Below are 18657 nucleotides of genomic sequence, written 5' to 3' on the forward strand. Positions count from 1 at the left end.
AGGCCTCAAATCGGTGGGGCGATGCGGCTATCCGATGCCCAGGGCGTGCCCGGTGTCGCTCCCGCGGGCTGGCCGTTGCGGCGCAGGAAGGTCAGCGCGGCGAAGTCCTCGAGCTGGAACTTGCCGACGTCGCTCACCGGCGCCGCAGCGCGGTCGGTGAGCACCGCCCTCTTCTGCCACGTCGCGCCGCGATCGCGGGACTCGAAGAGCGAGTGGGCACCGTCGTACATCGGCGCCACGATGATCCCGGGCGCGATCGCCGACACGATGCCGGTTCGGTAGTTCGGCTGCGGTGCCGGTGGCATGGTGGCGATGGAGACGCCATCGGGCGTGAACAGCAGCACCGGCGGCTCGTTCTGGATGTTGGTGTAGACCGTGGCCAGTGGCCGGGTGACGACGACGGCGCCGCCCTCGACACCGACGCAGCCGCCGCTCCAGAACGCCAGGGCGGCATTCACCTCGCCGTCGAACAGCGTCAGCGTGCTCAGCAGCGTGCGGGCGTTGGCGTCGATGATGCCCAGCTTCACCTTGGCCTTCAGCACGAAGTCCACGCCCGGGTTCGGCGCATAGGGCACCACCACGTAGGCCAGCGCGCGCGAGGCGTTAAGCGGCGCCGCGTAGAAGCCGCAGGCGTTGACCGCGGTGTTGAACATCGTGGCATACGACGGCACCGGCAGCGTCTGGATGGTGTCGAAGAACTCCTGGAAAAGCTCGGTGCTGCTGGCCTCGTTCCAGGTCGCGCCGGCGTCGTCGGTGAACTGGAAGACCAGGCCCGGGCATGCGGCGGCATCCACGCTGGAGCCGCTGTAGTGCGGCCGGAGGTAGGCGCCCATGAACACGTGCCGGCCGGGCGCGATGCGCGCTGGCGCCGCGTAGGTCGCCAGCTGGTTCGGCATGTAGAGAGTGTCGCCGAGCACGCGCGTGGTGCCGTCGTCGCGCAGGAAGGCGTGGTAGTGCTGGCCGCTGGGGTCCAGGCTCTGGTAGACGTAGGCGGACTGGAATTTCCGCGCCCCGGGCGGCCCGTAGACCTCGCCGGACATGAAGGTGAACTGGGTGCCGTACTCGAAGGGCGCGAAGGCCGTGAAGTCGTAGAACGCCACGAAGCGGCGGCCGTCGCGGGTGCGGTAGGTCTGCAGCTTGTAGGCGTTGCAGGGCTTGCCGTCGAAGTCGGTGGCCGTGCCCAGCAGCGTCGACGTGGTGTCCAGGCCCAGCCCGCGGCCGTAGTAGCGGATGCGATCGACGCCGAGCAACCCGTCGTCGGCGATGAAGGTGCCGCGGTCGGTGAAGCGCCCGCGCGCGGTGGCAGAGCCCACCACCCGCTTCTCGCCGTCGATCATGCCGATGCTGTAGAAGCCGTCCTCGAGCGTGCCCTCGCGGGTCACTTCCAGGAAGTCGCCGCGCTTGTGGGCGACGACCTGGCCGCCGGTCTCGGGATCGAAGCGGCGCTTCTTCAGGTAGGGCAACGTCGACGAGGTGTCGAGGAAGGTGGCGTCCTTCCCGCCCTGACCGCTAAAGCCGTCGCGGTACTTGACGGGCTTCATGCGACCTCGCGGGTGTTGACGAAGTTGGTCCAGAAATCAGGGGTTGCCGGCGGCGGGCCTGCGGTGTCGATGCGCATGTGCAGCACGGCACCGCCGTCGATCCCGGTGTTGGAGCGCTGGATGTCGATGCTGGGGATCATCTTCGCGACGGTCGGCGCCTGCGGGATGGTGCCGCGCAGCACGCCAGCGGTCCAGACTTCGACTTCGCCGGCGGCCTGGTCGACGCGCATCTCGAAGGTGCACACCGTGCCGACACCGCCGGGCTGCGTCCAGTCCACGGTCTGGATGCTGCCGCTGATGCTGCACAGGAACTGCACGAAGTACTGCGAGCCGGAGCCGGGTGTCAGCGTGAGGCCGATGTAGTCGCCCGACGAACCACTGCTGGACGTGAAGACCTTCAGCCGCAGGAAGTTCTGCGATGAGAACGCGGAGGCCGTGTTCTTGATCGAGCCGCTGAAGGTGAAATCGTCCGTGGACAGGATGTCCGTGAGCAGATGGATACCTTCGTCGGCGGCGTCCGCCGAGACCACGCAGGCGCCGGCACCGTCGAGCTCGCACTGGCCGGCCGGTGAAAGGCTCGCTCCCCAGGCGCCGCCGGTCGTGACGCGGCCCGCGATGGAGCCCGCCGCACCAACGAAGTCATCCTCGAAGAGCAGAGCCATGGCTTCAGCCGCTCGGCAGCGCCGTGGTGTAGAAGTCGACGGCCTGGGGCGCGCCGCTCACCAGCGCCACGCTGGTCAGGACGCCATCGGTGCCACCGATGCCCAGCGTGCCCTGGATGCGGCGCTGGCTGGTCGACAGCGTGCCATCGTCGCTCGACAGCACGTGGCGGAAGAACGTGGCAGTGCCCGTCGCGGCGTTAGTGCCGCTCCAGGTCTCGCCGGGTGCCTTGGCCAGCACGCCGCCCGCTGCCGTGGTGTCGTAGTTGATGCCGGCGCCACCGTTCTTGATGGTCACGAGCAGCGTGTTGCCGGACAGCGCGGCGTCGGCGGTGGCCGGCACCGGGCCCGAGTAGATGCGGATCTCGCCGCCGGCCATCGCTGCCTTGAGCGAGCCGGAATCGAGCATGTAGTTGCGCAGGCCAGTGGAGAGTTTGAGCACAGCGGTTCCTTTCAGGGGGTGGGGGTTGCGGTCGGGCCCGCGAAGATCTGCAGCTTCGAGCCATTGGCCTGCACCTTGGGCGATGCGAAGCGCACCACGCTGAGCAGCACGCCCGCGGTGCTGCCCTTGGCCGAGGCCGACACCATGAAGGCGCCCATCACCGTCTTGTCGGCGGTGAAGACGAACTCCGACAGGCTGGCGGCGTTGCTGACGGAACCACCGGAGACGGCGCCCTCGTCGAATTCCTTGCGTGAGCCGGTGTAGGCCGTGCATTCGGTGGCGAGGCCGGCGATGGTCGCCGCGGTCTCGCCGCCGTCGGGCGTGTAGTCGCCTTCGTAGAGGCCGATGTACCAGGTCGGCACCTGGGTCACGCTCTTGAAGGCTAGGCCCAGCAGGAAGTTGAGCCCTTCCATGGGGACGCGGTTCAGGCGCGGCGGATCTTCGGCGAGCAGCCGGCCATCCGGGCTCCACGACAGCGCGCGGTAGAGCACGCCAGCTTTCTGGTGGTTCATAGGTCGGTTTCCTTGACGATGGTTTCGACTGCGAAAGCCCCCTGCGCCGCGCCGATGTGCCGGGCCGGCTCTTGGCGTGCGCAGAGGATGTGGTGGGCGCCGTCCTGCTCGCGGAACAGCGTGGCGCCGGCGCGCGCGGGCCCGAACTTCAGGGCGTTCTCCTGCACGTTGGTGGCGGAGCCATCGGGTGTGCCGATCACGAGGCCGCGCGGCGACAGCCAGAACGCCTGCTGCGTGCCCTGCCCGTCCGGCGTCGGCACCGAGCCGCCGGAGCCCTGCAAGCCGCCATAGGGCAGCACCACGACGGGCGCGGTGTCGAGCAGGCCACCGGCGAGCCAGTAGGTGCGGTCGGCACAGACGAAGACGCCGGTTTCGCAGGGCTGCACCACGGTGATCGGGGCCGGGAAAGGGATGTAGCCCTTCGAGGGCGAGAAGAGACCGTAGTAGTACGGCTCGGAGATCAGCAGCGCGGTGCCGGCGGCCACCAGTAGCGAACCCTTGTAGTGCCGCACGATCGAGCCCGGCGCCATGTCGGCCAACAGCAGGGAGCGCAGCTCCGGGCCGGTGTTGGTCAGCGCCACGATGTCGCCGCTGTCCGTGGACGTGGCGTTGAAGACCTCGCCGTTAGGCCCGGTCATGTAGACGACGGTGTCGGCACCGAGGCCTGTGATGCGGATGCCGCTGTTCGCCGGCAGTGTCAGCGCCACCGGCGGCGTTGAGCCTGATTCGCCCAGCAGGCCCAGCTCGGTGAAGGCGACCTGGTAGCGCCCGGCCGGCAGAGCGCCGGCGATAGCCGTCACGGTGGGCACAACGGTGGGCCGCGGCGTGGTCATGGGCAGCGCGGTGGTGCCGCGCAGCCGCCCGATGCGCTGGCCGTTGGACCACACCACGTCGCCGTCGGGCATGCGCTGGTAGCTGATGGGCGCCATCTCGGGCAGGCCGGACAGCACCGTGGTGGGCGTCAGACCGGAGGGCGTCGGCTCCAGGTGCAGCAGGTCATTGCCGATCGCGCAGTAGCCCTCGATCTCGTCGCCCCACACCGAGTGCGCGGCCGCACCAGAGAGCGCGACAGTGGTGCCGCGGCGGCGCTGCAGGTAGCCGCGCCCGTTGAGGTCGATGTTCTGCCCGGCCGACAGGAACGTCGCCTTCGAACGGTCCGGCAGCGTGCGCCCGAGCTGCGTTGGCGGCAGCCGGTTGTTCACGCCGGGAGCGAAGGAGCCGAGGTTGATGGAGCGCATGGCCGGGAGTGTTCCCGGCGCTCCCACATGCGTCGAACCTTAGTGGGTGGTCCATCGCGCCCCGCGCAGGCGTGGGCTCACCACCAGGCGAAGTTGTGATGCGGTCGATCCGCGCGCTCGTCCCTGCGCAGATCAGCGTCTGGGCGAAGCCCGAAGTACTGCTCGAACGCGGCGAGCGCCGTGGCTGCCTTCTGGGGGTTATAGACCTCGCTGTCGGGCTTGCTGTAGGCCCGATGAAGCACCCAGTGCACGAGGAAACGGTGATGCACGGCAGCGATCTCTGGGGTCGTGCTCTCCGGATCGCTGTCGGCCGTCATGGGCTCCAACGGCGTGCGAAAGCCTTCCAGCTGGAGCGTGTAGGCCCGATCGACGATGCCCGGCAGCACGATGCGGGTGGCGTCCTGGATGAAGAATCCCGGCTGTCTGCGCTGATCCCTCCACCGCGGGCACCGCTGGTCAAGAGCATCCCTCGTCGTGATGTAGAGGTCCTCGATGAACTCCCCGGTCGAAGCATCCAGCAGGCGTGCCTTCGTCACTTCGAACATGCGGGGATCGAGCGGGTAGGAGCTGACGCCCTCCTGTACGTTGATCCTCACGATCGCCACGGTGTAGTCGTCGAAGAGGAGGCGCTTGCGGATGGCGGCCTCCTCTTCGGCCTCGCCGAACCAGCGCGCCAGATCCTCGTCGCCCCACAGCAGATCGCCATGCGACCCGTTGCGGTCGTTCGGCTGATCGTCGGCATCGACGCGGAACGAGCAGATGAGGTCGTCGAGCGTCATGGTTCAGACTTGGCCGGTCGCTTCTTCGTGCAGGCGCTGCTTGAGCGCGTAGCCCATCAACGGCCAGAGCTCGTTGCGAGCGTTCTCGATCGCGGTTGCCACACCGATCTCCGGATCGTCGTTCTCGGCCGAAACCGCGGCGGACGGCCGGCCAGTGACGGCGAAGCCCGAGCGAGTCGTCAACACTGCCCAGCGCAGGATCTGACCGCTCGGCCCCACGTGCTTGATGATCTCGGTGTCGACGATGTTGTCGGCGAGGTCCGCCGGCGTGACGCGCGGTGCAGTCTTACTCTTGGCGACGATCAGCTGCTCGGTCACAGCGTCGCCCGGGGGAGCGGCCGCGGCAGTCTGGGCCTTGGCCTGGCCCTTCTGGAAGGGCATCCACATGCAGAAGGCTTCCGATGGGCGATCGGCCGTCAGGTCCTCGTGGATCAGGCGCACGCTGGTGCGCGAGTGGCTGGCGCCGTTGGCGTCGAACACAGCGAGGTTCAGCAGCGTGTCGCTCCAGACGTGCGCAATGATGGCGGCGAGGGGCGTATCACCCTTGGGGGACGCGAATCCGGCTTCGCCAGTGAGCAGCGACGGATAGAACCAGACGACGCGGCCAACGGTCGGAGGGATCAGGACTTGTGACATGGGTGCTCCAAGTTGGATTGATGATCAGCCGGCGCCGAAGCGATCGACCAGCAGGGTGAGGTGCGCACGGGTGTCCGTCAGCGACAGGCGCCCATCGACCTTGACGCGGTAGCGCGTCATCGCGAGCTCCTTCAGCGCCGCCTTGTCCATGTTTTGGATCTGGTCGCGCAGATCCTGCGTCTGCTCGTCGGGCGTCTCGCCAGCCTTGACCGGCTGCACGATCGTCTCCAGCGCAGCAGGCGATTCGAGCTGTGCCTCCTCGAACATGTCGCGATGCTTCAGCAGTTGTCGGCTCAGCGCAGCCGCCACCGCCTTCACCTGGCCTTGCGCCCACGTGCCGGAGCCATACAGCGTCTCGTGGTGGGAGTCGCGACGACCGACGTACTTCACGCCCACGGCGGCCACCGTCAGGCCAGCCGGAAGCGGCTGATTCGCCGGAGGCTGCGCTGCGGCCGGCAGTGCTGCCAGCGCGTGCACGACGCCGCGGAACAGGTAGTCCTTGGCGCGCTGCTCGGGCGGCAGTTCCTCGTACGGCCGCATGCAGGGATGCTCCTTCTTCTCGGGGTCCTTGACCTCGCCGTAGACCCAGCCGTCGGCGAGCTTCTGCTCGTACCAGCTGAGATGGCTCTCTTCGGGGGTCGCCTCGGGCTTGGCCAGATGCATGTCGACGCCAGCCAGCGCGCTGGCTCGCTGCCATTCCGGCGCTTCGGCCCAGGCCGGCTGGCTGGTGTCGCCCAGCGAAGCGCAGTAGGCGCGGTTCACCTCGTGAGCCACCTGCGCGATCTGTTCTCGGTTCATCGGATTTCTCTCCTGTAGATGTAAAAAAGGGGCGCGCCGGAGCCCGCCCCGAACGGGGGTCAAGGAGGAGTCAGTTACAGCGGGCCGCGGTCTTCGCCGTCGATGTAGAAGTCGGCGCGGCCGACCGATGCGTGCGCCGCGACCTGGTTGGTCCAGATCAGATAGGCGTCCTTCGGCAGCGTGACCGGCTTGTTCGCCAGCGTCATCCGCGTGCGGCCGGTGGCTGCAGCGTTGAGGTCGGCGAAGAAGTAGTCGGCGTCCTGCGGCACGGTGGCGTCATCGACGCCGTCCACGTACTCGAAGCCGAGGTCACCGGTGATGGTGGCCGTGAAGGCATCCGAGATGATGGCCAGCGCGTCGTCCAGGCGGAAGCCCTGCGGCAGCAGTCCGAGACGAACCTTGTCGGTGGCGCCGATCGCGGCGGTGCTGTCGCTGTTGACGAGGGCGCCGGTGGCGTTCGTCTCCAGCACGAAGTGGTGCGAGGTCTTGTTGCCGTATGGCGTGCCGCCGAACTGCTGCGACGAGAACTTGCGGGTGATGGTTGCCATGATGAGGCTCCTGATTCAGTTGATGGAGAGCGTCAGGAGGGCCAGCCTGGGCCGGCCCTGCCGATCACTGGCCGGCGATGGCGACCGCGGTGTCGATCGCGATCACGCCGTTGTCCGTCGGCTGGAAGCCGTCGCCGTAGTTCACGTCGAAGCGGACCTTGCTCTTGCCGCCCACGGAGCCGATGAGCACTTCCAGCTTGTCGCCGTGATCGAGCTCCTTCTCGCTCCAGAAGAACGGGTTGCCGGAGCGGCTGTTCTTGCCCCAGGCCTCGGCCAGCGCCTGACCGCCGAGCAGGATGGCGCGGTCCACCGCGAAGTTGGTCCCGAAGCTCGCCGGCACCACGTCGGTCGCCGTTTCGGTCTCGTCGGTGAGACTGGCGCACCAGCGCAGCACGCTGCCCGCGTAGAAGCGGATCGGCTTCGGCATCTTGACCAGCAAGATGTTGTTCCAGAGGCCGGCATCGCCGGTGAAGAGCGGGTTGCCCTTCGCCTGCTGCGCGCGCGCCATCGCAGATGCCTGCAGGACGCGGAAGTTGCCCGACTTCACGAACGACGTGTACTGCTCGGCGGAAACCAGCAGCACGCGCAGCGGCGCATCGTCGGCCATGGCGTCGCCTTCGAACTTCACGGGCGGCGGCGGCAGCGGGATCGAAGCGATCACCGTCGCGATCGAGTCGACGACGTCCATGTTCATGACGTCGGTCGTGGCGATCGCGATCTCGCCGGCGGATGCCGAGACGCGCTCGATGCCGGTCCCGGTCGAGAGGTAGTGCCGGTTGCGGGTCGGGGCCTTCACCGGGTTCACCATGATCTCGGCGTAGTCGGCGTCGGTCTCCAGCGGCACCGCCCACTCGATGTTGTTGTGGAAGCCGCGCGCGCCGGCCATGTGTACCAGCGTGCGCTGATCTTCCAGGCGCAGCATGTAGCCCTGGCCAGCGGCGCGGGCGAGCTGGCGCAGCTGGTGAGGCGTGCGCTGCTGCGTCATCGTGTCGCCGGCCGAGATCGGCTTGCGGGACTGGTTGATGCGCAACTTGTCCTGTTGGAGGTCGAGGCGTTCGCCGCGCCCTTCGGCCATGCGGCCACCCATGATCGGCTTGCCGCCGATCGGGTTGACCAGGTCGAAGGTCACTTCGTCGCCGGCAACCTTCGTCAGGTCCATGCATCGCACGATGGGCATGTCCGTGCTGGACTGCACGCGCAGCTTGCTCTCGGCGTCAGCCTGGGTGGGCATCTGGCCGGTGAGGCGGTTCAGGTTGGTGAGACGCTGCATCGTGGCAGCGAACAGGCCAACCGACTGCGCCTTGAGCGCAAGTGGCGAGCCGTAGGGGATGTTGGTCGTAGACATTCAAGACTCCGAAATGGCGGGATGGGTCACACCAGCTTTCGCATCAGGGCTTCGATCTGCGCGGGCGTCTTGCCCTCGAACTTCGCCATGAGGTCAAGCGGGCTCATCTCGGCCATCGCTGCGGCTTCGTCGTGGTGGGCTTGCGAGCCGGCCGGAACATCCGACAGGCTGGCAGGCGTCTTCGGCTTCACTGCGGCGACGACCTCTTCGGCCTTCTTCTGCGGGTCCACTGCCGGTGCCGCCGCAGGAGCTGCGACGGGTGCGGGTGCGGGGGCAGGCGCCGGCGCGGGCGCTGTGGCGGCTCGAGCGGCCTTGTAGGTGTCCAGCATCTCGACCACCTGCGACGCGGTCCCCTTCTCCAGCACGGTCTGGTACGTCTGGCGCACCAGCGACGGCTGCGCGTTGAGCCATTGCTGGTACTCCGCGCTGTCGACGATGGAATCCGTGTCGGGGTGCTTCGTGTAGATGGTCCGGAAGTGCGCTTCGGCAGCCGTTTCGGCGGCTTGCCGCTTGACCGGCTCCAGCTCGGCCGTGACTTCGGACTTGAGCTTGCCCATCGCTTCCGCGACGAGCGCGTTCACGCCCTTTGCCACTGCCTCGTCGGAGTAGTCGCCGAACAGGCCATTCGACGGAGCCGGGGCTGACGCAGGCTGTGCCGCCGGTGCAGAGGCCGGAGCCGGTGCACCCGAGGCGAGCTTTGCGCGCAGTTCCTCGATCTCCGCTTTGGCCAGACGCGCTTCCTCCCGCGCATCCACCAGCTTCTGGTAGGGGATGGTGTGCTTTCCATCCTTGGCCAGGATCACCGAGTCGGCGCCCTCGGCAGCCGGAGCTGCTGCGGGTGCCGGTGCCGGCGTCGGTGCTGGTGCTGGTGCTGCTGCCGGTGCCTCCACCGGCGCGGGAGCCGGTTCGGCCGCGGCAGGCGCGGGGGCTGGTGCAGCCGGAGCAGCTGCAGGTGCGTCGGTCGGTGCTTCGGTGCCGGCGGCGGGCGCGCCGGATTCCCCTGCACCAGGTGCAGCGGTATCGCCCTCGAGGCCGCCCGTCAGAAGGCGCGCCATCGCTTCCTCGCTCACGTTGCCGTCGGCATCCGCGTGCTTTTCCAAAAACTGCTCGATGTTTGCCATGTGTTCCAGTTCCTTGCCACATCTCGCCGTGGCCGCCAAAGGTCTTGGGTAGTGCTTCGCCGGGATGGCGTTGCTGGGCGTGATCGTGTCGAGGAAGGAACAGGCGCGCGAACCCTAGTGGGGGGAGTTCGGACGTAGGATCGCGCGTACCCAAAAACCGAGGAGCACCATGGATCTCACCCCCGCGCTCATTGCCGCCGCGGCAACCCTAATGGGCGCCGCCATCGCTGCGACGGTCTCGCTCATCGTCACCGTGCTAGCCAAGGAGCAAAAGGTCTCCGACTTTCGGCAGGCCTGGATCGAAGAACTGCGGAACGACATCGCCGAGTGGATCGCCGAGGTGGCAATCATCTCGTCGTTGAACGACTCCTTCAAACAATCGGGCCAGGGTCCGGACATGGACGCAACGGAACGTCGCTACGCCAACTTCATCAAGATTCGAACTCTGAGAAGTCGCATTGAGCTGCGCTTGAATCCCTCGGAGCACATGGCTATGTTCGAAGCGGTGAAGCGAGTGGTCGACAGCATGGAGAAACCCGACGACCGTGTGAAAGCCATGGCTGCTGCCGTCGAAGAGAGCCAGCGCCTCCTGAAAAGAGAATGGCTGCGCGTACGTAAAGGGGAACCAGCGTTCTATTGGACGAAGCGGATCGCCGTCAGCATCGTTGCAAGCACGCTCACATTGATCGCTTGGCTCACGCTGCGGGCGCTGTAGCCCCCGGTACGTTATCGCTCGTGCGCTGAGTCTCGATCCCGCGGCCGCTGCCGTCCATAGGCGACCCCGGTCCCGGTGCCACGGGCGGCAACGCAGGACTGGTGTTCTCCCTGCTGCCTGGCGTGCCGGTGACATCGTCGACAGCAGCAGGCGGCGGTAGTGCGCCAGGGCCGGGCAGCTGCGGATCGACACCACCAGCACTCGGCGGCTGGTAGCCGGCAGCCTCGGCAACCGCGTCCGCCACCGGTGCCACGGCCGGATTCATGACGATGGTCGCACCGGTCTGATTGGCCGAGTAGAGGCCCTCGACATAGGTCTTGAACGAGTCGGCCAGAATCTTGCCGATCTCGGCGTCCAGCTTCTCCTTCGGGTACCGCATCGACAGCTCCTGCAGCTTCAGGTCGCGGGCGTCGGCCATGCGGGCCTGATTCACAGCCTCGTCGATACGCTGCTGGATCTGGTCCGGCGTCATCTGCTTGGCGGCCTCGCGCACGGCCTTGATGATGTCCTCCCGGTTCGGCAAGTCCATGAGCGCGATCAGGTACGGCATCGCGACCTGCTGGAACTGCGGCGGCATCGCCTTGAAGGCTTCCGACATCGCCGACAGCTGCTGGCTGCGGTAGCTCGGCGTGCTGGGCACGTCGTTGAGGGCAACCTTCAGCTTGGTGCGCTCGACGTCGTTGTCGAGGTAGGAGAAGCCGTCGGCGTCCTGCGTGGGCACGTTGAGGCGGACATCGAACTCCGGCTTCAGCGGGTCGCCCTTGACGCGCACCGTGGTTTCCCGGCCAATCATGTCTTCGACGATCAGGGACAGCAGCAGGTCGCCGACTTCGGCGCGGCTGGTGGCGAAGTTGTCGTTGATCTCGGCCAGGGCCTGCGTGCTCTGCTCGAGCTGCGTGGCCTCTTGCAGACCTGAGTTGGCGCTGCTCTGCGCGCCCTGCAGGCTGGGCGAGATCCCGCTGACGCGCTGGATGCCGGCGCGCGAGTCCTGCAGCATCTGGTACTGCTGCTGGTTCAGCTCGAAGTCACGCTCTACTTTGAAGATGGCGCCCTGCTTCGCCATGTGCTCCTGGTTCAGGATGATGTCGGCGTCGACGCGCCCGATCTCGCGCCGGAACTGCTCGTCGGTGCCCTTCACGGCGTCCTTGGTGCGGGTCGTGCGCACCGCGGCGAGGCCCCAGCGCAGCTTGCTGTTGGTGGCGTTGACGTTGTCCTGCATGTACATCATGCCGCGCACCAGACCATACGGCACGCCGGTGCGGTCTTCCTTCTTCCCCCAGAACGGCACGTAGGGGAACTTCTGGTGCCGGTACCGCGAGGGCTCATCCGACAGCCGGTGCGGGCCCATCCACATCGCCATGCGCATCTTCGGCACGACGGCCCACTCCGGCACCGTGGCGCCGATGGCCACGAACTGCACGTGCATCGGGTTTTGGCGGTCGTACTCGACGACGCGCCCGTCCGGCAGCTTCAGCACCAGCATGCGGTTCCAGCGCCGGTACCAGACCTCGAAGAGGCAGACCCGCTTGCCCGTCATGTCGCGCCACTGCTGCTCCTCCACGCTCCAGCCGCGCTGCTGATCCCAGGCGCTGACAAGGTCGGTGGACGTGCCGCCCTCGGTTGTGCCGAGGCCCTCGTAGATCGGCCAGCCGCTGACCACCTGCCCGATGAGATCCTTCTGGCCCGGGAACATCAGCTTCGCCTGCGCCGTCGGCGTCCAGCGGCGACGATCAGGTAACGGGCATCGCTGAGATCGTCCTCGGTGGCCAGCATGTCCCACCAGATCTCGTTGCGGTGGATCGACTTGCAGCGATACGGGAACTTGAAGGGGTCAGGGTTGCGGCTGACCTCGACCCAGCCGATGCCCGCGGCGACCTGCGTCTTGAAGGCGTCGGAGCATGCCTTGTCGGCCTTGCTGTGACGCTCGGCCTGATTCAGCTTGTAATTGAGCGCTGTCGCGACCTGGTCGCCGCTGTCGCCCTCTCCCTCGCCGTCGGGCAGCACGCGCCAGTCAGCCCGCGTCTTTGCCTCGAGCCCGAGCACAGCATCGATGGCGGGCCCGATCAACGGCTCGATCGCCGGGGGCATGCCGATCTGCTGCTGGCGCTGCAGGATCTCGGAGCTGAGCTGGTTGCCGTCGTAGTACTCCATCTCCCGGTCGGCCTTGGCGCGCCAGGCCGGCTGCTCCTCGATCTCGTGGAAGAAGTCGGTGAACTCCGAGAGCGTCAGCGCACCGGTGTTGAGATCGGTGTCGGGCATGCTCGGGCTGGGGCCGTTGAGTGCGGTGGTCGGTTCGGTCATGGTGGCTCTCAATCTCAATAGCGCCAGTCCGGCGCCTCACGTGGCGAGGTCTCCTGCAGGGCGACGACCTCGGGGATGTCGGAAAGGAAGGTTTGGGCGACGCTGTCTCCCTTGTCGGGAGAACGGCCGAGCTCTTCTCGGATCTCGTCCTTGTCGCGGATCAGGACTGCGGCGAAGCGGCCGAGTTGCACGACCTTGTAGCGAATGGCACAGAGATCCGCGAGCAGTTCATCGTCGGGCGGGAGAGCGATCGGATCCTCGGCGGTCGGATCGAGCGCCTCGCGCAGCAGCCAGTACATCTCGGCGCGCTTGTTGCGGAACCGCAGATTGCCGGTCCTGTCCATGGCATCGCTCTTCTCAGAGCCGACGACGGGCACGCAGAGCACATTGATTCCCTTCAGGAAGTCGAGCACCGAGACACCGACACCGATGGCGTCGATCGCGACCGGCGCACCGTTGCGGATCAGCGGGATCACGAAAGCAGCGCCGGTGGGCCCGTCCTTGGTGACGACCCCGGGCACCGTCACCAGCTCATCGAACCAGCTGCCATGCCGGCGCGCCGCCGAAGACTTGTCGATGCCGCCGCGGGCGACGTCGTAGCCCACGACCGTCATCGGCCCCTTGTTGTCTTTCGGCTTCCAACGCGCCTGCGCCGCCTTGATCCACTCCGTGGGGATCAGCTGCCAGACCGGATCGGTGCGCCCGGCCATGAAGTCGCCGCGCAGCATCTGCGAGCGCAGCGGCTCCGGTAGCGCCTGCAGCGTGGCCTTATAGCCAGTCAGGCTGAGGTAGAGGTTGTCGTCAACGCTGGAAGGGATGAAGGTCCGGCTCTTCGGCTTCATCAGCTCCTTGCCGACCATCACGGGCTCGGGCCCGGGGACCTCCTGGTCCTTGCCGTTGGTGTCCGTCACGAACCACCGTAACTCGCCCGACTTCGCGGGATTCGGGTGCTTCGGGTCGAGCCACGGCGCCCAGAACCGGATGACCCATTCGCCCTCGGAGCTGGTCGGCGGGTTGCCGGCGCAGATCACGCGCTGGCGCACCTTCGGGTTGTCGGTGCGCATCCAGCCGATGAGCGTGCGGAACTGCAGCTCCAGGAAGTGGGTGATCTCGTCGAAGAGCTTGGCGTCGTGCGGCCGGCCCTGGTACTTCATCCAGTCGTCCGCCTCGCGCACGCTGCCGAGCTCGAGCACGCGCTTTCCGGGCAGGCGCCAGACGCCGTCCTGGCTGTTGTAGCCCTTGCGGGTGCCGAGGATCTTGCCCATGCGCTCCTCGATGCCGACGAGCTGAACGGCCTCGCGCCGGAAGATGATGCTGTGTTCCTGCTCGGTGAGCGCGGCGCCGAGCAGCAGATCGGTCTTGCCGCCGCCCGCGGAGCCGCCATAGAACAGGATGTCGGCCTCGGACTGCAGCGCCGCCATCTGCGGCCCGACCTGCGGCATCCACAGCGGCAGGCCCTCGGTGAGCAGCAGATCGAGCTCGGCGCGCTCGCCGTCCGACAGGAACGGCATCAGCTTCACCAGCTCGGGGACATCGATGTCAGGCGCCATCGGCCGCCCTCTTCCGTGCGATCTCGAACAGGGCAGCCAGCCGGCTGGCACGCTCCGCGTCGGTCAGCTTGCTGACCAGGCCGCCCTCGTCCGGCACGATCTTGTCGATGCCGTAGGCCTCGCGCTCGCCCTTGCGCAGCTTCTCGTCGATCTCGGTCAGTTGCTTCAGCAGCCCGACGCGGGCAGAGAGCGCCATCTGGGTCGGGGCGTCCTGAGATTCGGATGCAGCCTGGTCGGCCGTCGCTTTCCCTACCGGCTTCGCCGCGCTCTCCAGCTCGACCAGCTGGGCGTCTCGCAGCGCAGACAGTCTCGTCAGCCCGGCGCGGTGCGCAATCTGCACGCGATAAATGGCGTTCGCGTTGGCGTCGATGACGTCCTTGTCGGGGATTCGGTTCGCATTGCGCACCTCAGTGCGAACCGCCTCATTGCGTACCAGTTCGTCGGCCTTGGCCTGAATGGCTGCGGAGAGGTCCCGAGACCAGTTCTCGCGGTTGGCGCGCTTGCGGATCGCTGCTTCGGAGAGACCATGCTCCCGGGCGATCTGGCGCACGCTTTTCACGCCGGCGCGGTAGTCGGCCTCGATGGTTGGCCAGTGGGCTGTCGGCTTGTCGGAATCTGGTTCGCGCGCGTCTGTCATGGACCGGGATGATTCCGGGTGCGCACGGCTCGTGCGAACCCTACCGGGGGGACAACGCAACTGCATTTACCCGACCATGCTGGGCAGAGCCGAAGTGGCAAACTTGAGAAAACTATCGAGGAGGGCCAATGGCCACGTTTTCCCAGCGAGTCGGTCTAAAACCCTTAGAGAAAGCCATTCAACTGCAGGCTATAGACCAAGACCTGCGAAATGCGCTTTGGAACGTCATGGACATCTACGCGTGGTCGGCGTACCGCCCGTATGACGGGTACCAATATGAGGACGCCACCGACAGGGTTGAGCGACTGGTGGTCGGGATCTTCCTAAGGCTATACAAGATGGCGCACGACGCCATGCCCAAACTCAAAGATGCGAAATACGGAGAGCAGAAGGCCTTCCCGTGGTTGCGCCAAGTGGTGATGAATGGCGAGTGGCACGAGGTCTACGACCTAGTCGACTTCATTGCCCGTGAGGCACACCCATCACTACAAAAAACACTCGTCCCGGCCTTCAACTCGGCTCTGACTCGAGAAAGCGCAGCCTACCGGTTCGTCAGCGGTGAGTTGGTGGAAATCACCGAACGTTCCGAGATTGAAGCGATTGAGTCAGCCATCAGCAAGGGCTCACGAGACTCGAAGGCTCACCTGGAACGCGCACTACAACTGCTGGCCGATAGAAAAGCGCCGGACTATAGGAACTCAATCAAAGAGTCGATTTCGGCGGTGGAGAGTGTCTGCAAAGCGATCGCGGGAAATCCGGCAGCAACGCTGGGAGATGCCATGAAACAGCTCAAGAAGACCCGCACAGTGCATCCCCTGCTGGAGCAGGCGTTGATCAAACTCTATGGATACACGAACGATGCTGGCGGCATTCGACACGCCCTGACCGAAGCCTCTGTCGACGTGACCAGCGAAGACGCCAGGTTCATGCTTGTGGTCTGCTCGAGTTTCTGTAGCTATCTTTGGGCTCTTTCGGCCACGTCGTCCTAAGAATTCTGGGCACAAGCCGAATGTGCCGGTTGCCTCCGGCGCTGCTCTCGCGGCAGCGGCTTCAGCCCATAGGGCGAATCAGGTCGACGGGCACATACGCCAGCCCGGCATCATGCGGGGGCGTTCCCGCTTGGCCAAGCGCAGGGCGTAGGCACAGAACTGCAGCAGTTCGACCGGTCGCGCCACCAGCTGCAGTGCCGGCTGTTCGAACGCGGCCGGCACGCTGGCCACGAAGTCGCAGGTGAAGCGGTAGACCGCAGTGCAGACCGTGGTGACGCGATCGACCACGGCGGCGGCACCGCTGGCCATTACCGCCAGCGCGGCGACAGCGAGATGGAGGAAGCGGGATCGGGAGAAGTGCATGGGAGTCCTCGAAGGTTGATGCCGCGGCTACCGGCGGGAGCCCCTTGCCATGACGGGGACGGCCGCATCTTCTGACCGCCCCGCTGGACGGGCCAACCCTACTGGGGTGCGCCAGCGCCTCTGCTACAGGATGCGAGCTTTCATCATCGACTCGGCCTTGACGTAGCGGATGCGGGCCTCGGCATCGCACCACCACTGCATGGCTGCGGTCGGGCCGGCCTCCCAGTCCGGCGGGTCCTCGAACATCACGGCCTTGGCGCTGGCCGTGGAGATATTGCCGTTGGCGTCACGACCGATGGCGGCCGTGGTGGCGAAGTGGTCGCGCAGCGCGGCGTCGCGCGTGGCGGCATCGATGTGACTGCCGATCCACTGCAGAGCCTGGTCTTGCGTGCACTCGCCCTTGGCAAGCATGGCGAGGATTTCTTCGATGCTGGGAATCATGATGCTTGACTTCTCGGTTGATGGGCTCTCGCCCGGGGTTGTGGCCTCTCGGCCGATTACAAGAACTGGATCTCGGCCTGCTTCGGCAGGCGCTGCAGGCGGCGAATGACTTCGTCCTGCTGGTCGACGCGGTGCTGGGCCAGGGCGAGCTGGCGCCTGAGATCCGCGATGGCGTCGGTGAGCTCCCGAGCACCCTGCAGGCTGGTCATCTCCTCCGAACTGCCGCGGAACAAGCTGCCGATGCGGCGGCAGTCGGCGGGGTTCAGGTCGAGGCAGGCGTCGCCGACCTCCAGCTTGGCCATGCCGCTGGGCAGCACGGTCAGCGAGATCGCCTGCGCCGCCGGCAGCTCCTCGACGGGCTCGAAAACGCCCGGCGATACCCTGCGCAGACGACCGTCCTCCAGCATCCGCTTCACGTGGTCGTCGACCACGCTGTAGCTCTGGCCCGTCATCTCCTTGACGACGGAGCGAGTGGCGATGCGGCCGGCGTTGTGCAGGTCCTGGATGGTCTGGAACACCAGCTCGCCGACTCCACGGCGTACAGGTTGCGGCGGCTTCTGCGTCATCAGGCCCTTCTCTCGGTGACGGCGATGGATTCGGTGGGGGCGAACTTGGCCACGAGGGCTTCGAAGTCGCTGGTATTGACATGGCCCGCGCGGAGCTTCAGCTCGAGCTCGCAGGCGGCATTGATGAGGCTGCGGCGCTCGAATGCGGGAATCAGCCGCTCGGCCGCGAGCAGCCCGCTTTCGATCGAGGAACGGCGCATCGGAAGGATCCAGGCCTCGCCGGCCTGGTCGTGCACAGCGTTCACGGCCCCACGGACGATGCGGAGGTCGGGCAGCTCCGGGTCGGCGCCTTCTGCAATCGCGGCGCCGAGCACGACATAGAGGACGCGGCCGGCACCGTTCACGAGGCGGTCGCTGTCTTCGCCGATCAGGGCGTGGATGTGCGCGGTGATGACCTCCGCGCGCCAGTCCCGCTCGATCAGGGCGCGCTGCACGAGGCTCAGGCCTGCAGGTCGGCGCATGGCGCGGTCCTCGTGAAACGGAAGCCGACCTGCCCTTCCAGGCGTTCCAGACGTCCGGTGCGCACCAGCGCCTGCAGATGCTCGCTGGCAGAGTTCGCACTGGCATAGCGGAAATGCCGCGCGATGACGACCGCCGTCGGCATGTTGTCGTTCGCGGCCTCGTACTCGACCATGAACGCCAGGATCTCCTCCTGCCTGGCGGTGAGCTTTGTCGTCATGCCGGCATCCTTTCGGGAATGAGTTCGGGTTGGATCACGGGCAGCGGCACCGGCTTGCGCAGCACCATCTCGTCGACGGCATCAGCGCCGGGATCGCGGATCGGGCGCAGGCAGTGATCGGCGATGACCATGGGAAGCCTGTCGTCGTGCCCATCGACGAGCCAGCAGTCCCGGCCACGGTCGTGGCTGATGCAGCCGTTCTTCGCGCGCACTGGGCCGCCTCGGTGCGTATCGACGACTTGGACCGGAAGGCCGCGCATCTCAAGGTCCCAATACGGCGCCACGATGTGGGCCAGGTCTCCGGGACGGCAGTTCATGGCTGATCTCCTGTTTCGGGTTCGGCCCAGCGCGGCAGGTTCGCCGGCCACAGGCCCATGGTTTCGATCTGGCGGCGGGTGTCGGCGCCCCAGGCGGGTTCGATGAGGCGTCGAGCAGCCTTGGTCATCAGCGCGTGCTGGTCGAACCGCAGGTGACAGCCCCGAACACCAGGCCGGTCGCAACACAGCGGAAAGCAGAGCCGGTCGTCGGTCTTCGTGCCGGCGCCCTTGTCGGTGTTGGGGTGGGCGGCCTGGCTGTAGCCGTCGATGCCGCAGACCTTGCAGGGCAGCAGCGCGACGAGCCGCCGGTACTTCTCACTCTCGAGCGGCACGACCTTGGGCACGGCCGCCGCCGGCGGTGGTACCGCGTAGGTGCCGCGGCGGATCGCCACCGTGAGCGTGCGCGCGCCGAGCGCAACCCGAGATGGGCGCGATGGAGGCAGCCGGCGCTTGAAGCCATTGCCACGGGGCATCGGGGTG

The 18657-nt window shown here is 66.7% G+C and carries 24 protein-coding genes; 2 read left to right on the plus strand and 22 right to left on the minus strand.

Annotated elements, in window-relative coordinates; translation table 11 throughout:
* Positions 1-5: 5 nt before the first annotated feature.
* The 11 genes from ACAM57_RS23290 to ACAM57_RS23340 form a co-directional block, all read right to left on the minus strand.
* Positions 6-1541, minus strand: coding sequence for a hypothetical protein (locus ACAM57_RS23290; protein ID WP_369659108.1), 1536 nt, complete (start codon positions 1539-1541; stop codon positions 6-8).
* Positions 1538-2203 (minus strand): hypothetical protein, encoded by a 666-nt coding sequence (locus ACAM57_RS23295; protein ID WP_369659109.1) that lies wholly within the window; start codon positions 2201-2203, stop codon positions 1538-1540. Before ACAM57_RS23295 ends, ACAM57_RS23290 begins: the two co-directional genes overlap by 4 nt.
* Positions 2204-2207: 4 nt before the next feature.
* The gene (locus ACAM57_RS23300; RefSeq protein ID WP_369659110.1) at positions 2208-2642 is read right to left on the minus strand and encodes a hypothetical protein; all 435 of its coding nucleotides are present in this window, start codon (positions 2640-2642) and stop codon (positions 2208-2210) included.
* A gap of 11 nt (positions 2643-2653) precedes the next feature.
* Positions 2654-3154, minus strand: a complete 501-nt coding sequence (locus ACAM57_RS23305; protein WP_369659111.1) for a hypothetical protein — start codon at positions 3152-3154, stop codon at positions 2654-2656.
* Positions 3151-4392 (minus strand): hypothetical protein, encoded by a 1242-nt coding sequence (locus ACAM57_RS23310; protein ID WP_369659112.1) that lies wholly within the window; start codon positions 4390-4392, stop codon positions 3151-3153. The genes ACAM57_RS23305 and ACAM57_RS23310 overlap by 4 nt, the downstream gene beginning before the upstream one ends.
* Positions 4393-4469: 77 nt before the next feature.
* Complete coding sequence (locus ACAM57_RS23315; protein ID WP_369659113.1) at positions 4470-5171, minus strand: DUF6682 family protein; 702 nt, start codon at positions 5169-5171, stop codon at positions 4470-4472.
* 3 nt (positions 5172-5174) lie between these two features.
* Positions 5175-5807, minus strand: a complete 633-nt coding sequence (locus ACAM57_RS23320; protein ID WP_369659114.1) for a Gp49 family protein — start codon at positions 5805-5807, stop codon at positions 5175-5177.
* A 24-nt stretch (positions 5808-5831) separates the two neighbouring features.
* Positions 5832-6605 carry a RyR domain-containing protein gene (locus ACAM57_RS23325; RefSeq protein WP_369659115.1) on the minus strand — a complete coding sequence of 258 codons (774 nt, stop codon included), beginning with the start codon at positions 6603-6605 and terminating at the stop codon, positions 5832-5834.
* Between the two features lie 74 nt (positions 6606-6679).
* Positions 6680-7153, minus strand: coding sequence for a hypothetical protein (locus ACAM57_RS23330; protein WP_369659116.1), 474 nt, complete (start codon positions 7151-7153; stop codon positions 6680-6682).
* A 64-nt stretch (positions 7154-7217) separates the two neighbouring features.
* The gene (locus ACAM57_RS23335) at positions 7218-8498 is read right to left on the minus strand and encodes a N4-gp56 family major capsid protein (protein ID WP_301508536.1); all 1281 of its coding nucleotides are present in this window, start codon (positions 8496-8498) and stop codon (positions 7218-7220) included.
* Positions 8499-8524: 26 nt separating this feature from the next.
* Positions 8525-9619 carry a hypothetical protein gene (locus tag ACAM57_RS23340; RefSeq protein WP_369659117.1) on the minus strand — a complete coding sequence of 365 codons (1095 nt, stop codon included), beginning with the start codon at positions 9617-9619 and terminating at the stop codon, positions 8525-8527.
* Positions 9620-9788: 169 nt separating this feature from the next.
* Between ACAM57_RS23340 and ACAM57_RS23345 the strand changes: the two genes are divergently transcribed.
* Positions 9789-10334, plus strand: coding sequence for a hypothetical protein (locus ACAM57_RS23345; protein WP_369659118.1), 546 nt, complete (start codon positions 9789-9791; stop codon positions 10332-10334).
* Here ACAM57_RS23345 and ACAM57_RS23350 read toward each other — a convergent pair.
* Genes ACAM57_RS23350 through ACAM57_RS23365 form a run of 4 tightly spaced genes read right to left on the minus strand, consistent with a single transcriptional unit; the run spans position 10315 to position 14822 of the window.
* Entirely contained in the window at positions 10315-12027 is a 1713-nt protein-coding gene (locus ACAM57_RS23350; protein WP_369659119.1) for a hypothetical protein, read from the minus strand. The two genes, ACAM57_RS23345 and ACAM57_RS23350, sit on opposite strands and share 20 nt — an antisense overlap.
* Entirely contained in the window at positions 12027-12635 is a 609-nt protein-coding gene (locus ACAM57_RS23355; RefSeq protein ID WP_369659120.1) for a hypothetical protein, read from the minus strand. The genes ACAM57_RS23350 and ACAM57_RS23355 overlap by 1 nt, the downstream gene beginning before the upstream one ends.
* Positions 12636-12649: 14 nt before the next feature.
* The gene (locus ACAM57_RS23360; protein ID WP_369659121.1) at positions 12650-14185 is read right to left on the minus strand and encodes a terminase; all 1536 of its coding nucleotides are present in this window, start codon (positions 14183-14185) and stop codon (positions 12650-12652) included.
* Entirely contained in the window at positions 14175-14822 is a 648-nt protein-coding gene (locus tag ACAM57_RS23365; protein WP_369659122.1) for a hypothetical protein, read from the minus strand. Before ACAM57_RS23365 ends, ACAM57_RS23360 begins: the two co-directional genes overlap by 11 nt.
* Positions 14823-14950: 128 nt before the next feature.
* Here ACAM57_RS23365 and ACAM57_RS23370 point away from each other — a divergent pair, with 128 nt between their 5' ends.
* Entirely contained in the window at positions 14951-15811 is an 861-nt protein-coding gene (locus tag ACAM57_RS23370) for an AbiJ-NTD4 domain-containing protein (RefSeq protein WP_369659123.1), read from the plus strand.
* Positions 15812-15889: 78 nt separating this feature from the next.
* Here the strand turns inward: ACAM57_RS23370 and ACAM57_RS23375 are convergent, their stop codons facing one another.
* From ACAM57_RS23375 to ACAM57_RS23405, 7 genes are all read right to left on the minus strand, one after another.
* The gene (locus ACAM57_RS23375) at positions 15890-16174 is read right to left on the minus strand and encodes a hypothetical protein (protein WP_369659124.1); all 285 of its coding nucleotides are present in this window, start codon (positions 16172-16174) and stop codon (positions 15890-15892) included.
* Between the two features lie 123 nt (positions 16175-16297).
* Complete coding sequence (locus ACAM57_RS23380; RefSeq protein WP_369659125.1) at positions 16298-16615, minus strand: hypothetical protein; 318 nt, start codon at positions 16613-16615, stop codon at positions 16298-16300.
* A gap of 56 nt (positions 16616-16671) precedes the next feature.
* Complete coding sequence (locus ACAM57_RS23385; protein ID WP_369659126.1) at positions 16672-17181, minus strand: hypothetical protein; 510 nt, start codon at positions 17179-17181, stop codon at positions 16672-16674.
* The gene (locus ACAM57_RS23390) at positions 17181-17642 is read right to left on the minus strand and encodes a hypothetical protein (protein ID WP_369659127.1); all 462 of its coding nucleotides are present in this window, start codon (positions 17640-17642) and stop codon (positions 17181-17183) included. The genes ACAM57_RS23385 and ACAM57_RS23390 overlap by 1 nt, the downstream gene beginning before the upstream one ends.
* Positions 17621-17860 (minus strand): hypothetical protein, encoded by a 240-nt coding sequence (locus tag ACAM57_RS23395; RefSeq protein ID WP_369659128.1) that lies wholly within the window; start codon positions 17858-17860, stop codon positions 17621-17623. Before ACAM57_RS23395 ends, ACAM57_RS23390 begins: the two co-directional genes overlap by 22 nt.
* Positions 17857-18177 (minus strand): hypothetical protein, encoded by a 321-nt coding sequence (locus tag ACAM57_RS23400; protein WP_369659129.1) that lies wholly within the window; start codon positions 18175-18177, stop codon positions 17857-17859. The genes ACAM57_RS23395 and ACAM57_RS23400 overlap by 4 nt, the downstream gene beginning before the upstream one ends.
* Entirely contained in the window at positions 18174-18650 is a 477-nt protein-coding gene (locus ACAM57_RS23405) for a hypothetical protein (RefSeq protein WP_369659130.1), read from the minus strand. The genes ACAM57_RS23400 and ACAM57_RS23405 overlap by 4 nt, the downstream gene beginning before the upstream one ends.
* Positions 18651-18657: the final 7 nt, after the last annotated feature.

Origin of the sequence: Variovorax sp. V15, from assembly GCF_041154425.1 — a bacterium.
In the GTDB taxonomy this organism is placed as follows: Bacteria; Pseudomonadota; Gammaproteobacteria; order Burkholderiales; family Burkholderiaceae_C; genus Variovorax; species Variovorax guangxiensis.

Coding starts and splice junctions, on each gene's coding strand:
- ACAM57_RS23290 (WP_369659108.1), bottom strand. CDS start 1,541: ATGAAGCCCGTCAAGTACCGCGACGGCTTTAGCGGTCAGGGCGGGAAG.
- ACAM57_RS23295 (WP_369659109.1), bottom strand. CDS start 2,203: ATGGCTCTGCTCTTCGAGGATGACTTCGTTGGTGCGGCGGGCTCCATC.
- ACAM57_RS23305 (WP_369659111.1), bottom strand. CDS start 3,154: ATGAACCACCAGAAAGCTGGCGTGCTCTACCGCGCGCTGTCGTGGAGC.
- ACAM57_RS23310 (WP_369659112.1), bottom strand. CDS start 4,392: ATGCGCTCCATCAACCTCGGCTCCTTCGCTCCCGGCGTGAACAACCGG.
- ACAM57_RS23315 (WP_369659113.1), bottom strand. CDS start 5,171: ATGACGCTCGACGACCTCATCTGCTCGTTCCGCGTCGATGCCGACGAT.
- ACAM57_RS23320 (WP_369659114.1), bottom strand. CDS start 5,807: ATGTCACAAGTCCTGATCCCTCCGACCGTTGGCCGCGTCGTCTGGTTC.
- ACAM57_RS23325 (WP_369659115.1), bottom strand. CDS start 6,605: ATGAACCGAGAACAGATCGCGCAGGTGGCTCACGAGGTGAACCGCGCC.
- ACAM57_RS23330 (WP_369659116.1), bottom strand. CDS start 7,153: ATGGCAACCATCACCCGCAAGTTCTCGTCGCAGCAGTTCGGCGGCACG.
- ACAM57_RS23335 (WP_301508536.1), bottom strand. CDS start 8,498: ATGTCTACGACCAACATCCCCTACGGCTCGCCACTTGCGCTCAAGGCG.
- ACAM57_RS23340 (WP_369659117.1), bottom strand. CDS start 9,619: ATGGCAAACATCGAGCAGTTTTTGGAAAAGCACGCGGATGCCGACGGC.
- ACAM57_RS23345 (WP_369659118.1), top strand. CDS start 9,789: ATGGATCTCACCCCCGCGCTCATTGCCGCCGCGGCAACCCTAATGGGC.
- ACAM57_RS23350 (WP_369659119.1), bottom strand. CDS start 12,027: ATGTTCCCGGGCCAGAAGGATCTCATCGGGCAGGTGGTCAGCGGCTGG.
- ACAM57_RS23355 (WP_369659120.1), bottom strand. CDS start 12,635: ATGACCGAACCGACCACCGCACTCAACGGCCCCAGCCCGAGCATGCCC.
- ACAM57_RS23360 (WP_369659121.1), bottom strand. CDS start 14,185: ATGGCGCCTGACATCGATGTCCCCGAGCTGGTGAAGCTGATGCCGTTC.
- ACAM57_RS23365 (WP_369659122.1), bottom strand. CDS start 14,822: ATGACAGACGCGCGCGAACCAGATTCCGACAAGCCGACAGCCCACTGG.
- ACAM57_RS23370 (WP_369659123.1), top strand. CDS start 14,951: ATGGCCACGTTTTCCCAGCGAGTCGGTCTAAAACCCTTAGAGAAAGCC.
- ACAM57_RS23375 (WP_369659124.1), bottom strand. CDS start 16,174: ATGCACTTCTCCCGATCCCGCTTCCTCCATCTCGCTGTCGCCGCGCTG.
- ACAM57_RS23380 (WP_369659125.1), bottom strand. CDS start 16,615: ATGATTCCCAGCATCGAAGAAATCCTCGCCATGCTTGCCAAGGGCGAG.
- ACAM57_RS23385 (WP_369659126.1), bottom strand. CDS start 17,181: ATGACGCAGAAGCCGCCGCAACCTGTACGCCGTGGAGTCGGCGAGCTG.
- ACAM57_RS23390 (WP_369659127.1), bottom strand. CDS start 17,642: ATGCGCCGACCTGCAGGCCTGAGCCTCGTGCAGCGCGCCCTGATCGAG.
- ACAM57_RS23395 (WP_369659128.1), bottom strand. CDS start 17,860: ATGACGACAAAGCTCACCGCCAGGCAGGAGGAGATCCTGGCGTTCATG.
- ACAM57_RS23400 (WP_369659129.1), bottom strand. CDS start 18,177: ATGAACTGCCGTCCCGGAGACCTGGCCCACATCGTGGCGCCGTATTGG.
- ACAM57_RS23405 (WP_369659130.1), bottom strand. CDS start 18,650: ATGCCCCGTGGCAATGGCTTCAAGCGCCGGCTGCCTCCATCGCGCCCA.